This is a genomic window from Burkholderia sp. ABCPW 111 (assembly GCF_000773065.1).
Classification (GTDB): Bacteria; Pseudomonadota; Gammaproteobacteria; order Burkholderiales; family Burkholderiaceae; genus Burkholderia; species Burkholderia savannae.
The window spans coordinates 14,649-27,912 of the sequence record NZ_JPWT01000058.1 but is presented as its reverse complement, the minus strand read 5'-3'; the positions used below and the strand labels follow the sequence as shown (position 1 = coordinate 27,912).

The 13,264-nt window shown below is 69.9% G+C and carries 13 protein-coding genes and 1 pseudogene; 6 read left to right on the top strand and 8 right to left on the bottom strand.

The features are described from left to right. Position 1: 1 nt before the first annotated feature. Complete coding sequence (locus X946_RS10575) at positions 2–733, top strand: LytR/AlgR family response regulator transcription factor (protein ID WP_038746843.1); 732 nt, start codon at positions 2–4, stop codon at positions 731–733. 289 nt (positions 734–1,022) lie between these two features. Here X946_RS10575 and X946_RS10570 read toward each other — a convergent pair whose 3' ends face one another. The 5 genes and pseudogenes from X946_RS10570 to X946_RS36670 all read right to left on the bottom strand — a co-directional run bounded on the left by X946_RS10570 (position 1,023) and on the right by X946_RS36670 (position 5,454). Further along, positions 1,023–1,337: a hypothetical protein gene (locus tag X946_RS10570; RefSeq protein WP_038746840.1), complete on the bottom strand. Its 315-nt coding sequence runs from the start codon at positions 1,335–1,337 to the stop codon at positions 1,023–1,025. A gap of 80 nt (positions 1,338–1,417) precedes the next feature. After that, a complete protein-coding gene (locus X946_RS10565; RefSeq protein WP_038746837.1) occupies positions 1,418–3,379 on the bottom strand; it encodes a chloride channel protein in 1,962 nt (653 codons plus the stop codon). A gap of 31 nt (positions 3,380–3,410) precedes the next feature. Continuing rightward, complete coding sequence (locus X946_RS10560; protein ID WP_038746834.1) at positions 3,411–3,824, bottom strand: MarR family winged helix-turn-helix transcriptional regulator; 414 nt, start codon at positions 3,822–3,824, stop codon at positions 3,411–3,413. Positions 3,825–3,951: 127 nt separating this feature from the next. Further along, complete coding sequence (locus tag X946_RS10555) at positions 3,952–5,130, bottom strand: HPP family protein (protein WP_038746832.1); 1,179 nt, start codon at positions 5,128–5,130, stop codon at positions 3,952–3,954. 60 nt (positions 5,131–5,190) lie between these two features. Next, positions 5,191–5,454, bottom strand: a pseudogene (locus X946_RS36670) (hypothetical protein). 21 nt (positions 5,455–5,475) lie between these two features. Between X946_RS36670 and X946_RS10550 the strand changes: the two are divergent. Next, positions 5,476–6,447, top strand: coding sequence for a LysR family transcriptional regulator (locus X946_RS10550; protein WP_038746831.1), 972 nt, complete (start codon positions 5,476–5,478; stop codon positions 6,445–6,447). A gap of 365 nt (positions 6,448–6,812) precedes the next feature. Here X946_RS10550 and X946_RS10545 read toward each other — a convergent pair whose 3' ends face one another. Further along, positions 6,813–7,898 (bottom strand): calcium:proton antiporter, encoded by a 1,086-nt coding sequence (locus X946_RS10545; protein WP_038746828.1) that lies wholly within the window; start codon positions 7,896–7,898, stop codon positions 6,813–6,815. Between the two features lie 270 nt (positions 7,899–8,168). Between X946_RS10545 and paaK the strand changes: the two genes are divergently transcribed. Together paaK and X946_RS10535 are read left to right on the top strand one after the other, a co-directional pair. Then, positions 8,169–9,506: a phenylacetate--CoA ligase PaaK gene (gene paaK / locus X946_RS10540; protein WP_038746825.1), complete on the top strand. Its 1,338-nt coding sequence runs from the start codon at positions 8,169–8,171 to the stop codon at positions 9,504–9,506. A gap of 327 nt (positions 9,507–9,833) precedes the next feature. Further along, positions 9,834–10,505, top strand: coding sequence for a MarC family protein (locus tag X946_RS10535; RefSeq protein ID WP_038746822.1), 672 nt, complete (start codon positions 9,834–9,836; stop codon positions 10,503–10,505). Between the two features lie 192 nt (positions 10,506–10,697). Here the strand turns inward: X946_RS10535 and X946_RS10530 are convergent, their stop codons facing one another. Then, positions 10,698–11,606 (bottom strand): CPBP family glutamic-type intramembrane protease, encoded by a 909-nt coding sequence (locus X946_RS10530; RefSeq protein WP_326929477.1) that lies wholly within the window; start codon positions 11,604–11,606, stop codon positions 10,698–10,700. A 55-nt stretch (positions 11,607–11,661) separates the two neighbouring features. Here X946_RS10530 and X946_RS33600 point away from each other — a divergent pair, with 55 nt between their 5' ends. Next, entirely contained in the window at positions 11,662–12,027 is a 366-nt protein-coding gene (locus tag X946_RS33600) for a hypothetical protein (protein WP_152611681.1), read from the top strand. Next, positions 12,024–12,248 (top strand): GDCCVxC domain-containing (seleno)protein, encoded by a 225-nt coding sequence (locus X946_RS10525; protein WP_038746973.1) that lies wholly within the window; start codon positions 12,024–12,026, stop codon positions 12,246–12,248. Before X946_RS33600 ends, X946_RS10525 begins: the two co-directional genes overlap by 4 nt. A gap of 179 nt (positions 12,249–12,427) precedes the next feature. Here X946_RS10525 and X946_RS10520 read toward each other — a convergent pair whose 3' ends face one another. Continuing rightward, positions 12,428–13,132, bottom strand: coding sequence for a fumarylacetoacetate hydrolase family protein (locus tag X946_RS10520; protein ID WP_038746816.1), 705 nt, complete (start codon positions 13,130–13,132; stop codon positions 12,428–12,430). Between the last annotated feature and the right edge of the window lie 132 nt (positions 13,133–13,264).

Genomic DNA, 13,264 nt, shown 5'->3' with positions numbered 1-13,264 from the left:
CATGCCGACCGCGCTCATCGCCGACGACGAACCGAACCTCTCCGCCGAACTCGCCGAGCGCCTTGCCGGGTTGTGGCCGGAGCTCGAGATCGTCGCGATGCCGCGCAACGGCGTGGACACGCTCGCGGCGCTCAACGCGTCGCGCCCCGACGTCGCGTTTCTCGACATTCGCATGCCGGGCATCGACGGGCTGAAGCTTGCAAGCCTCGTGCCCGACGTTCGCGTGGTGTTCGTGACGGCGTACGACGAGCATGCGGTCGAGGCATTTGATCGATCGGCCGTCGACTACCTGCTGAAGCCAGTGACGGACGAACGTCTTCTGCGCTGCATCGCGAAGCTGCAGCGCGGCGGCTTCGCGCCGGCGCGCGCGCACGCGCTCGTTGGCGCGCGGATGTCGCAGGCGGCGACGCCGATCCGCTGGCTGACGGTGGGGCTGAAGGATACGACGCGGCTCGTGTCCGTCGACGACGTGCTGTATTTCCGGGCGCTCGACAAATACACGGAGGTCGTGACGGCGGGCGAGCGGCACGTGATCCGCACGCCGCTCAAGGAACTGCTGCAGCGGCTCGATCAGGATCGCTTCGCGCAGGTGCATCGCGGCGTGATCGTCTCGTATGCGGCGATCGACCGGATCGAGCGCGATCTGCTCGGGCGTCTGCGCATTCATCTGCGCGGCCGATGCGATGTGCTGCCGGTGAGCCGCGCGTATGCGGGGCAGTTCAAGCATATGTGACGCGTTGGGCGTCGGGTCGTCGCGGGAGATGGCCTCGCACGAGCGAATCGGATCGGCAGGCGGCGCGGCTTGCCGGACGGCTGCGTTTTTCGCTCGCGCGCCGGATGCGCGATGACGTTGGGAAGCCGACGTTCCGCAACGCGCAGCGCGCGATGCGCCGAACGTGGGCGCGCACCCGCCGGTCGCGGCGCTCTTCACTCGAGGCGCCGACGCGCGGCGTCGCCCGGCGGCGAGGCGAAAGCGAATCGATAAACGGAATGCGCCAGATTCGCCGTCCGCGCGCGGCCGATCAGAGCCGCTTGCGTCGCAGGCGCGGAGGATGCGCCGGCATGACCGCCCCGGCCTCGGCGCGCAGCTCGTCGGCCTCGTTCGCGGTTCGAACCTTGCGCTGCGCGCAACGCAGGCATGCGTCCGCCCGGGCTTGCAGCGCCTGAATGACCGGCGGCGTCAAATCGACTCCGCCGAGCCGATTTTTCCAATCGTCGACTTCGCGCGCCCGGGCGCGAAGCCAGATCGACCGTTCATCCGGGGTTTTGCTCGACACCCCGGTTTTGACGATGCGCTTGCGTAGTGTCTCGATCTGATTCTCAAGTTCGTGTTTCATCGCGCGCCAGCCGGATTCGCAGCGGGGAATTATCCGCCGATGCGATCGCCGGCGCCATGTGCCATGCGCGAGCGCGCCGCTCAGCCCGTCTTGCGCGCCGGCGCGAAGCGCCGCCTCACGAACGCGGCCGGATGCGCGCGGCGGAAGCGTTCGCGCTTGTGCTCGTCGTCGAAGTGGCGCAGCGCCGGCTTCACGAGATCGCTGCGCGACACGATGCCGACGAGCCGCATCGTGTCGGGATCGGTGACCACGGGCAGGCGCTCGAGCCGATGCACGGCGAGCCGCGTCGCGACGAGGCGGCACGTTTCGTCGGCGAGCGAGAAAGGCGGGGTGCGGCGCGGCAGCAGGTCGGCCACCGGCAGGTCGGGTACTCGTGCGTCGGCCACCCGCGTGTCGGCTACCCGCATGTCGGCCACCCGCATGTCGGCTACCCGCATGTCGGCCACCCGCATGTCGGCCACCCGCATGTCGGCCATCGGCTCTCGCTTCGCTCGCCCGTCACTCGCCCGCATTTCGCCGCCGTTTGCATCGCCCGCGTGCGCGTCGCCGCCGCGATCGAGCGTCGCGCGATCGAGCAGGCCGATCAGCACGCCGTCGCGCACGACCGGATAGGCGCGGTGCGCCTGCGTCGCGCCGAAATACCGCGCGCGCACGACGCCGACACTCAGGTCCGCGTCGATCGTGACGACGTCGCGCGTCATCACTTCGTCGACGTAATGACGCTCGAGCGGATCGACGCCGTATTCGCGATAAATGTGATAGCCGCGCCGCGCGATCTTCTCGGTCATGATCGAGCGCTTCATCACGACGGTCGCGAAGCCGTGCGCGACGAGCGTCGCCGCGAGGAGCGGCAGCAGCGCGTTCGCATCGTGCGTGAGGCCGAGCGCGAAGACGATCGCGGTGAGCGGCGCGCCGAGCGTGGCGCCGAGCGTCGCGGCCATGCACACGAGCGGCCATAGCGCCGGCTCGCCGCCCGGCAGCACGGGCCCGAGCAGCGTGCCGAGCCCCGCGCCCAGCATCAGCAGCGGCGCGAGCACGCCGCCCGAGGTCCCCGAGCCGAGCGCGATCACCCAGATCACGGCCTTGACGACGAGGATCGCGAGCGCGAACTGCAGCGCGATGTTGCCGTGAAGCAGATCGCCGATCACGTCGTAGCCGACGCCGAGCGCACGCGGCTCGATTAGCCCGCCGATCCCGACCGCGAGGCCGCCGATCGCGGGCCACCACATCCAGTGGACGGGCAGCTTGCCGAACCAGTCCTCGGTTTTGTAGAGCGCGACGGACAGAGCGCATGCGAGCGCGCCCGACAGCAGCCCGGCCGCCGCGCACGAGCCGAGCGCTGCGGCCGACGGCGGCGCGGTCACGAGCGGAAACAGCGGCCCGACGCCGAAGAACGCGGCCCGCGCGAAGCCCGCGACCGCGCAGGCGAGCGCGACGGGCAGGAAGCTGCGCGGCCGCCATTCGAACAGCAGCAGCTCGACGGCGAGCAGCACGGCGGCCACGGGCGTGCCGAACACGGCGGTCATCCCGGCCGTCGCGCCCGCGACGAGCAGCGTCTTGCGCTCGGCCGCCGTCACCTTCACGAACTGCGCGATCAGCGAGCCGATCGCGCCGCCCGTCATGATGATCGGGCCTTCGGCGCCGAACGGCCCGCCGCTGCCGATCACGATGCCGGACGCGAGCGGCTTGAGCACCGCGACCTTCGGCGACATTCGGCTCTTGCCGAACAGGATCGCCTCGATCGCTTCGGGAATGCCGTGGCCGCGGATCTTCTCCGAGCCGAATCGCGCGATCAGCCCGACGACGACGCCGCCCGCGACCGGCACCGCGGCCGCCCACGGCCCGAGCGTGTTCAGCGCGGGCGAGCGGTCGGCGAACGAGAGCCGCTGGAAGAAGAACAGGTTCGTGAACAGATGGATGAGGCTCAGCAGCGCGAACGCGGCGAACGTGCTGAGCACGCCGATCGCGAGCGCGAGGAGCGCGATGCGCGGCAGTCTTGCGTTCGTCGCGAAATCGCGTTTGTGTGGATCGGCGATGCTCATGGTGTCGGCAGAGATTGCGTTGATTGTCGGATCAGTAATCGATTTGCGGCACCTGGAACGCGCCGCGCAGCGATTTCAGCTCGGCTCGGTGCAGCTCCGCGAGCCGGGCCAGCACGCGCTCGCCCGCCGGCTCCAGATGCACTTCCACTTGCCGCCGGTCGGTTTCGCTCGTCTTGCGCCGCACGAGGCCGAGCGCCTCGCAGCGCGTGACGAGCGCGACGACGCCGTGATGCTGCGCCTGCAGCCGCTCGGCGAGCTCGCCGACCGTCGCCCAGTCGCGCTCCGGATAGCCCTTGATGTGCAGCAGCAGCAGGTATTGCAGCGGCGTGATGCCCTCGCTTTGCGCGGCCCGCTCGGAGAAGCGCTCGAAGCGCCGCATCTGGTAGCGGAATTCGGAAAGCTGGGCAAAATCCGCCTTGCGCAGCTCGCGTGCCGGTTTCGTCATCGACGCTCCAACGTGATCGGAAAGCGCGAAAATATATCATGTTGTGATGTATTTGGGCGGTGTCCGGCGCGTTCGTGCTCATGGTGTCGAGTCCCGTCTCGGTTTTCTTCGCTTCGGCTCTCTGCGCTTACGCGGCGAGCCGCTCCTGAGATTGCCGGTAGAGCCCGGCGATCAGGTCCGCCTGCGTGACGATGCCGGCGAGCTTCTGCTCGGCGTCGACGACCGGAATGTGGTGGTGGCCGTGATCGGCGAAGAGCGGCACGAGCTCGGCGATCGGCGTGGTCGTGCGCGCCGTGCGCACGCGCGCGCTCATCACCGCGCGCGCGACGAACGCCGGGCCGACGAGCGAGCGCGGCAGCCGCGCGGACAGGTGGCGCAACAGGCCCGGCGTCGCGTGCGGCGCGGCCTTCGACAAGTCCGCGCGCGTGACGATGCCGACGACGCGCGCATCCGCGTCGACCACGGGCAGCGCCTTGATCCGGTGCCGCTCGAGCAGCGTCAGCGCGGCGGGCAGCGGCGTGTCGGGCGCGATGCTGATCGGGTGGCGCGACATGATGTCGGCGCACGACAGTTCGTCGAACGTGCGCGCATACGCGCGCAGCTCGGTTTCGCGCAACAGCGATTCGAGGTCTTCCGGCGCGACGTCGAGCCATTCGCCGCGGCTTTTCAGCGCCGCTTCGAGATCGGCGCGCACGAAGCGCGCGTGCAGCGGGGGCGCGGCGGCGTGCGCGTTCGACTCGGGCTGCTTGCGCGCGCCGCCGTGCGGATAGCGGTGGCCGGTGAGCGCGTGATAGACGAGCGCCGCGCCGAGCAGCGCCGTCGATTGCAGCGCGATCGGCTCGACGACGAAGCGAAAGCCGAGCGCATGCACGGCCGGGCCGCCGACGACCGCCGTCAGCGCGACCGCGCCCGACGGTGGATGCACGCAGCGCAGCGCGAACATCGCGCCGATCGCGCAAGCGATCGCGAGCGACGCGGCGAGCACGGGATCGGCGATCCACCGCGCGCACGCGACGCCGACCATTGCCGCGACGAGGTTGCCGCCGATCAGCGACCACGGCTGCGCGAGCGGGCTCGCCGGCACCGCGAACAGCAGCACGGCGGAGGCGCCCATCGGCGCGACGAGGAGCGGCATGTCGCCCGGGATGCCCGGCAGCGCGCGCATCGTCACGCCGACGCAGCCGATCCCGGCGAGCGCGCCCGCGCACGAACGCAGGCGCTCGCGCCAGCCGAGCGTCACGGGAATCGGGACGAAGCGCAGGAGCCACTGAAAGAGGCGATGACGAAACGCGTGGGACGAAGACAAGGTCGGAGTGCCGTAACGTAAATGGAGGGTGCGCCGATCGGTCGCGCGACGAACGCGAAATTATATGTCATTGTGATATAAATTGCCGACCCCGACGATGACGGGGCCGGCCGTCGGTGTTTCAGGATGCGGAAAATGGGCGCGAGCGAGCGCGCCGGCGCGCATCGGCGTACAATTCGCCCGAACTGATCTCGACGAATCACGACATTTGCCGCCCGCGATGCCCGCACCTAGCCTGTCTCATGGCCCGCGCATCCGGTCGATCAGCCGTCCCCGGCCGCGCTCGGCGGCGCCAGCCGCGTCTCGCCGGCCATCGTTTCCCATTCATTCCCGAAGCCAATCCCCATGGACATGCTCGATAACATGCGCCTGTTCGTGCGCGTCGTCGAAGCCGGAAGTTTCACCGCGGTCGCGAAGGAAATCGACGCGACCACCGCCCAGGTGTCGCGCGCCGTCTCGAACCTCGAAGCGCACGTGCAGACGCGCCTGCTGCACCGGACGACCCGCCATCTCGGGTTGACGGAAAGCGGTCAGCGCTACTTCGAACGAGCGAAATCGATTCTCGCCGAGATCGACTACGCGAACGCCGAGGCGCGCAACGCGCTGCTGCGGCCGAGCGGCAAGCTGCGGATTCACGCGATGACCGGGCTCGGGCAGAGCCACGTGGTGTCGTCCATCGTGCGTTATCAGGAAGACAACCCGGACGTGTCGGTCGAGCTCACGCTCGCACAGCGGATGCCGAACCTCGTCGAGGAGGGTTACGACGTGTCGATCGTGTCGGCGTCGCACTTGCCCGATTCGGGCTACGTCGCGCAGACCTGCGGGACGAGCTGCAGCGTGCTCGTCGCGTCGCGGGAGTATCTCGCGCGGCACGGCACGCCGACGACGCCCGAGGATCTCGCGAAGCACGTGTGCCTGCGGCTCGATACGCCGGCGTCGCCGGGCGGCGAATGGCGGCTCGAGCGCGACGACGGCGACGAGACCGTGTACGCGTTGCCGCCCGCGCCGTTCCAGGCGAACGTGCCGGATGCGCTGTCGGTGGCCGTGCGCGCGGGGCGCGGGATCGGCTCGATCGCGCTGTACACGGCGCTCGACGACATCCGCGCAGGGCGGCTCGTGCGCGTGCTGCCGAACTATCGGCTCGACACGCTGAGCGTGTACGCGGTCTATGCGACGCGCCGCTATCTCGATGCGAAGATCCGCACGTTCCTCGATCACCTGCGCACGACGCTCGCGCCCGCGCTCGAGAACGATTTGAAGGAACTCAATCGGCTGAACGGCGCGGCGGCGGGGAAGAAGCTGCGCGAAGTCGCGTAGCCGTTGCCGCGGCGGTGAGCGTATCGCGCATCATGCGCCGCGCGCCGGATGACGCGCGGCGCGATCAATCCGATCGAGACGACTAGGCGATCGAGCCGGGCGGCGACGTGCAGGGACGTGCGGCTCGTTGGCCGTCGCGCACGGAAGGCCGGCACGGTGCTTCGAGCCGCTCGTGGCAGCGAGCGGCTCGAAGCACGCTCGAAGCACGCAGGCGCGATGGCCGCTCTATCCGCCGCCGATTCTTTCCGGCAACACGAACCGCGGCGCGTAAGGGCGCGCGACACGCGATGTAAATCCAAGCTTGCCCGCCGCCATCCGGGATCGGCGCGAAGCTTCCCGCGGAACGCCCGAGCCGGCGATGCGTGTCAGTGCGTGACCGACAGGAACAGATAGGCGGCGAACAGCGACAGGTGCACGACGCCGTGCAGGACGGTCGTGCGCCCCATGCTCAGCGTCAGCGTGCTGACGAGCAGCGTGAGCGACAGCAGCACCGTCTCCATGCCGCCGATGCCGAGCGTGAGCGGGTCGCCCGTCCAGATGAACACGGCGGCGACGGTCGGAATCGTCAGGCCGATGCTCGCGAGCGCGGAGCCGAGCGCGAGGTTCATGCTCGTCTGCAGCCGGTTCGCGCGCGCCGCGCCGACCGCGGCGAGCCCTTCCGGCAGCAGCACCAGCGCGGCGATCACGATGCCGACCGCCGCTTCGGGCGCGCCGAGCCTGAACACGGTGCGCTCGACCGCGGGTGACAGGAGCTTCGCGAGCAGCACGACCGAGACGAGGCTCACGAACAGGAACACGATGCTCATGAGCGCGGTGCGGCCGCTCGGCGGCACCGCATGGATGGATTCGTCGGCACTGCCGTCGATCAGGAAGTAGTCGCGGTGGCGCACCGTCTGCACGAACACGAACATGCCGTACAGCACCAGCGACGACACGCCGGCGAACGCGAGCTGCGACGTCGACAGCCGCGGGCCGGGCGCGGCGCTCAGGTAGTTCGGCATCACGAGCGAGAGCACTGACAGCGACGCGAGCACCGCGAGCGCCTTGGTCGCGCCGCGGCCCTGGAAATCCTGCTCGCCGTGCTTCCAGCCGCCGACGAGCAGGCACAGCCCGACGATCCCGTTGCAGACGATCATCACCGCGGCGAACACCGTGTCGCGCGCGAGGCCCGATTTCTCGGGGCCGCTCGACAACATCACGGACACGATCAGCGCGACCTCGATCACGGTGACGGCGATCGCGAGCACGAGCGTGCCGAACGGCTCGCCGACGCGGTGCGCGACGACTTCGGCGTGGTGAACGGCGGAGAACACGGCACCCGCGAGCGCGGCGGCGACGAATGCGATCGCGAAGCCTTCGGCCGGCACGACGCGCGACAGCGCGAGCACCAGCCAGGCGGCGAGCGGGGCGATGAGCGTCCAGCGCGGGAGGGCGGGCGAAGAGATCGGCATGGCGGGTCCTTGGTCGTGGCGGGGCGCGAGCAGGGATTCTAACAGGCGGTCCGGCACCGAAATCCGGCGTGCGGGCCGTGCGGCGCTTCGGCGAGCGGCCGGCGGACAGGCAAAAGAAGCGCCGCCGTCATGCCGCCGATGCTTGCGCGGACGGTAAAAGTGCCTTGCGGAACGGCCCGCGAATACTTCTTTATTGTCGACCGACTGGTCGGTTTATAATTCGCGCTCGACAACGCAGAACGACATCACTCCATCGGAGGAGCGACCCCAATGACTCGACCGTCCCACCCGGCCGGCGCACTCGAGCCGATCGAGACCGCGAGCCGCGACGAGCTGCAGGCGCTGCAGCTGTCGCGGCTCAAGTGGTCGTTGCGCCACGCGTACGACAACGTCGGGCACTATCGCCGCAGCTTCGACGCGGCGGGCGTGCATCCGGACGACCTGACGACGCTCGCCGATCTCGCGAAATTTCCATTCTCGACGAAGGCAGACTTGCGCGACAACTATCCGTTCGGCCTGTTCGCCGTGCCGCGCGAGCAGGTGGTGCGCGTGCACGCGTCGAGCGGCACGACGGGCAAGCCGACGGTTGTCGGCTACACCGCGCGCGACATCGACATGTGGGCGAACGTGACCGCGCGCTCGATCCGCGCGGCGGGCGGCCGGCCCGGCGACACGCTGCACAATGCGTTCGGCTACGGGCTCTTCACGGGCGGGCTCGGCATTCATTACGGCGCGGAGCGGCTCGGCTGCATGGTCGTGCCGATGTCGGGCGGGCAGACGGAGAAGCAGGTGCAGCTCATTCGCGATTTCGAGCCGCGAATCATCCTCGTCACGCCGTCGTACATGCTGAACCTGCTCGACGAAATGGCGCGGCAGGGGATGGACCCCGCCAAGTCGTCGCTGGCGATCGGCGTGTTCGGCGCGGAGCCGTGGACGCAGGCGCTGCGCGACGAGGTCGAGGCGCGCGCGGGCATCGACGCGCTCGACATCTACGGGCTGTCCGAGGTGATCGGGCCGGGCGTCGCGTGCGAGTGCATCGACACGAAGGACGGGCCGACCGTCTGGGAAGACCACTTCTATCCGGAGATCGTCGATCCGGCGACGGGCGAGGTGTTGCCCGACGGCAGCGAGGGCGAGCTCGTGTTCACGTCGCTCACGAAGGAAGCGCTGCCCGTGATCCGCTACCGGACGCGCGACCTGACCGCGCTCCTGCCGCCGACCGCGCGCGCGATGCGCCGGCTCGCTCGGATCACGGGCCGCTCGGACGACATGCTGATCATCCGCGGCGTCAACGTGTTTCCGAGCCAGATCGAGGAGCTCGTCGTCGCGCTGCCGCAGCTGTCCGGCCGCTACCAGCTGACCGTCTCGCGCGACGGGCACATGGACCGGCTCGACGTCGCGGTCGAGCTGCGCGCCGACGCGCTGGCGGGCGCGTCGGAGGGCGCGCGCGGCGACGCCCGGGCGGCGCTCGCGCACGAGCTGCGACACCGGATCAAGACGATGGTCGGCGTGTCGGCGGGCGTCGCGGTGCTGCCGGCGGGTGGGATTTCGACGACCGCGACGGGCAAGGCGAGGCGCGTGATCGACACGCGCGGGAAGGCGGCGTGAGCGGCGCGTGACGGCAACGGGTGACGTCGGCACGCAAAGTCGACGCATAAAGTCGACGCGTAAAGTCGACTCATAAAGGCGGCGTGCAAGGGTGATGCACGAAGCCGACACGCAAAGGGGATGCGTAAAGGCGACGCGCAAAGGGTAAAGTCGACACGCAAAGACAACACGCAACACGCAACACGCAACGGCGGCGGGAATGCCGAGGCCGTCCGGGCGGCTCGGCCGCCGTGCGTGCCGTCGGCCGCGGCTCGGCGAGCATGCTCTACAATGGCGCGGCCGCGCGAGCGGCGCCCCATAACCCTTCTTCGTTCTTCCCGCTTCCCGATGATCGTCGACCGCCTGATCTCCGAAATCCTGTTCGGCTTCACCGGCCTCATGGGCATCATCAATCCGTTCGGCATCGCGTTCCTGTTTCTCGAGCGCACCGAGTCGCTGACCGAGGCGCAGCGCGCGGCGCTCGCGCGCAAGGTGGCGATCAACGCGTTCATGGTGCTGCTCGCCGCGTTCTTCGTCGGCACGCCGATCCTGCATTTCTTCGGAATCTCGCTCGAGGCGCTGCGCATCGGCGGCGGCCTTGCCGTGGCGGTGGCCGGCTGGCAGATGCTCAACGAGCCCGACGTGCCGAGCGGAGGCGATTCTGCGGCGAAGCCCGTCGAGCCGCGCAACGCGATGGCGCGCGCGTTCTTCCCGCTGACGATTCCGCTGACGACGGGCCCCGGCTCGATCGCGACCGCGATCGCGCTGAACGCGAACCGCACGCACAAGCTGTCGGAGTTCCTGCTGTCGAGCATCGTGTCGGTCGCGGTGTCGGCGCTCGCGGCGCTCGTGATCTGGCTCACGTACAGCCGCGCCGCGTTCCTCGCGCGCTACCTCGGCACCGAAGGGACGAAGGTCGCGATGCGCGTGTCGGCGTTCCTGCTGCTGTGCGTCGGCGTGCAGATCATGCTGACGGGATTTTCGGAATTCTTGCAGCCGATCGCCGATCAGATGAAGTGACGGCATCGATCGATGCGGCGCGCGGCCGGCGCGGCCGCGCGGGAAACGGCGTGACGGCCGGTCGGCGCGCGTACGAAAGGCCGTGACGGGCAGCCAGACTCGGCCGCGCATCAAGGCGCGTTGCGCGGCCGGTGCGAGCGCGCGTGCGACTCACGCAACGCGCGGCCGGTTCGGCCGCGCTTGGGACGGCGCTTAGCGCGCGGCCGCGAGCATCGGATACGTGAACAGGCCGAAATGCGCGAGATTGAGCCCGACGTGCGCGAGCACCGCGGCTTGCAGTCCGCCCAAGCGATACGCGATTCCGTAGCCGATGCCCGCGACGGTCGCGAGCGCGACCCACTGCCAGCCGCCCGCGGCGTGCGCGGCGCCGAACAGCAGCGCGGCCGCGACGAGCGCGACCGCGCCCGACGCCGGTACGCGATTCGCGAGAAGGCGGCTCAGCCCGCCTTGCAGATAGCCGCGGAACAGCGCCTCTTCGGCGAAGCAGACGAGCAGCAGATTGTTCGCGAACCAGAGCCATGCCGATTCGGGCCACTTCGGCGCCCAGCCGACGAGGCCGACGCCGAGCGCGAACACGAGGCAGACCGCCGACGTCGCGATCGCCGCGACGATGCCGGTGCGCCATGCGCGCGCGCGATCGTCGATCGGCTGCAGCCACGGCAGCGCCCACAGCAGCCAGAAGCCGACGAGCGGCTTGTCGAGATTCAGGTACATCGAGAACGGCACGGCGTCGGGCGTGTAGCGCACGGGGCCGATCACGCGCGGGTTGTGAAAGCCCGGCAGCCAGTGAAGCATCAGCGCGACCGCGAGCATGACGAAGACGGCGTGTCCCGCGACGCGAACGGCCGCGTGGCGCCGCGGCGCGGCCGCGTATGCGGCGGCTGCGAGGAGCGCGATCGGAGCGAGCGCGACGGGCGCCATCAGGCCGGTCGCGAACGCGCCCGCATAGCCGAGCGCGCCGAAACCGAGGCTTGCCGCGCGCAGCTTAGGAAACCAGACGGCCGCGAGCGCGGCGACAAAGAGTGCGGCCCACGGAGCCGCGAGCCAGAAGGTGTTGCCAGACATGAATAGAACCACGAATGATCTGATGAAAGGCCGCACATCATAACGCGATTGGAATCGCGGGCCGCCCACGCGGCTTCGTTCGACGCGCCGTTTGTCCGAGCAACTGCCGTCGACGCCGCGCGCGGGCGACCGGCGACGGCGCCGCGACGTTGATTTGAGGCGCATCGGGATCATGGCCGCCGAGGCCACCGTATCGCCGCGCGGCGCGAGCGCGACGGCGGACGCCGAGTGTGCGCGGGCCGTCTCCGTTGCCGCTGCCGCTGCCGTTGCCGCCGCTGGCGTCGGCGAGAGCCTCGCGACACGGCGTATTGCGATTGCGTGGTGGCTCGCGGCGGCGGCGATATTCTGGATGCGATGCGATGCGATGCGATGCGATGCGATGCGATGCAGCGCGGTGTGGCGCGGTTCGCGCGCGGGCCGCGCCGCGCGACGCCGCGTATCGAGGAGGGAGCGATGAACGAGATTGTGCGGGAATCCGTGCTGACCTGCCCGCACTGCGGCTTCGCGCGGCGCGAGACGATGCCCGAGGACGTCTGCCTGTTCTATTACGCATGCGGCGCGTGCGGCGCGCTGCTGCGTCCGAAGCCGGGCGACTGCTGCGTGTTCTGCTCGTACGGCTCGGTGCGTTGCCCGTCGATGCAAAGACGATCGCAAGCCGAGGGGCCGGATCGGGCGTGACGTCGGGCGGCGCGGACACTGACGTCAGCGCCGCCGCCGCGGTCCGGCTCGACCCTGCGCGCGACGTTGCCCGAATGCCGGCGCGGACGACGCGCTGCACGACACGGCGCACGCGAAGGCGAGCGCCGCGCGTGCGGGCAGTGTCTGCGTGCGTGCGCGCCGCGCGAGCGCGGAATCGCTCACGCCGCGGGCTTTTCCCCGACGACGAACTCGAACGACGCGACGCCGTCGACGCCGCCCGTCACGCGGTCGCCCGGCTGCAGCGCGGCGACGCCCGCCGGCGTGCCGGTGAAGATCAGGTCGCCCGCGCGCAGCTCGACCGCGCGCGACGCGTACGCGATGACGTCCGGAATCGGCCAGATCATGTCGGCGAGATCGCCCTGCTGGCGCGTTTCGCCGTTGACCGCGAGCCAGATCCGTCCGCGCAGCGGATGGCCGATCGACGCGACCGGAAGGAGCGCCGTCAACGGGCCCGATGCGTCGAAGCCCTTCGCCCAGTCCCACGGGCGGCCGGCTTTCTTCGCCTGCGCCTGCAGATCGCGCCGCGTCAGGTCGACGCCGACGCCGTAGCCCCACACGTGATCGAGCGCCGCGTCGGCGGCGATCGCGCGGCCGCCGCGGCCGATCGCGATCACGAGCTCGATCTCGTGGTGCAGGTCGGACGTGAGCGTCGGATACGGCACCGTGCCGCTCGCGGGCACGATCGCATCGGCCGGCTTCGTGAAGAAGAACGGCGGCTCGCGGTTCGGATCGGCGCCCATCTCGCGCGCATGGTCCGCATAGTTGCGGCCGACGCAGAACACGCGGCGCACCGGAAAGCGCGCGGCGGAGCCGGCGACTTCGACGGACGGAGCGGCGGGCGGCGCGAAAACGTAATCGGTCATCTTCTGGTCTCGGAAAAGGGTTCGGAAAGCGAAAGCGCTAGCAGCGGCCTTCGCGGGCGGGACGTCCGCTCGTGCGTCGCGGCGGGCGTCGTCGACCCGTCGACGATACCAATGCGGCGCGCACGCCGATGC

Coding starts and splice junctions, on each gene's coding strand:
- X946_RS10560 (WP_038746834.1), bottom strand. CDS start 3,824: ATGACGAAACCGGCACGCGAGCTGCGCAAGGCGGATTTTGCCCAGCTT.
- paaK (WP_038746825.1), top strand. CDS start 8,169: ATGACTCGACCGTCCCACCCGGCCGGCGCACTCGAGCCGATCGAGACC.
- X946_RS10565 (WP_038746837.1), bottom strand. CDS start 3,379: ATGAGCATCGCCGATCCACACAAACGCGATTTCGCGACGAACGCAAGA.
- X946_RS10545 (WP_038746828.1), bottom strand. CDS start 7,898: ATGCCGATCTCTTCGCCCGCCCTCCCGCGCTGGACGCTCATCGCCCCG.
- X946_RS10570 (WP_038746840.1), bottom strand. CDS start 1,337: ATGAAACACGAACTTGAGAATCAGATCGAGACACTACGCAAGCGCATC.
- X946_RS10575 (WP_038746843.1), top strand. CDS start 2: ATGCCGACCGCGCTCATCGCCGACGACGAACCGAACCTCTCCGCCGAA.
- X946_RS10535 (WP_038746822.1), top strand. CDS start 9,834: ATGATCGTCGACCGCCTGATCTCCGAAATCCTGTTCGGCTTCACCGGC.
- X946_RS10525 (WP_038746973.1), top strand. CDS start 12,024: ATGAACGAGATTGTGCGGGAATCCGTGCTGACCTGCCCGCACTGCGGC.
- X946_RS10550 (WP_038746831.1), top strand. CDS start 5,476: ATGGACATGCTCGATAACATGCGCCTGTTCGTGCGCGTCGTCGAAGCC.
- X946_RS10520 (WP_038746816.1), bottom strand. CDS start 13,132: ATGACCGATTACGTTTTCGCGCCGCCCGCCGCTCCGTCCGTCGAAGTC.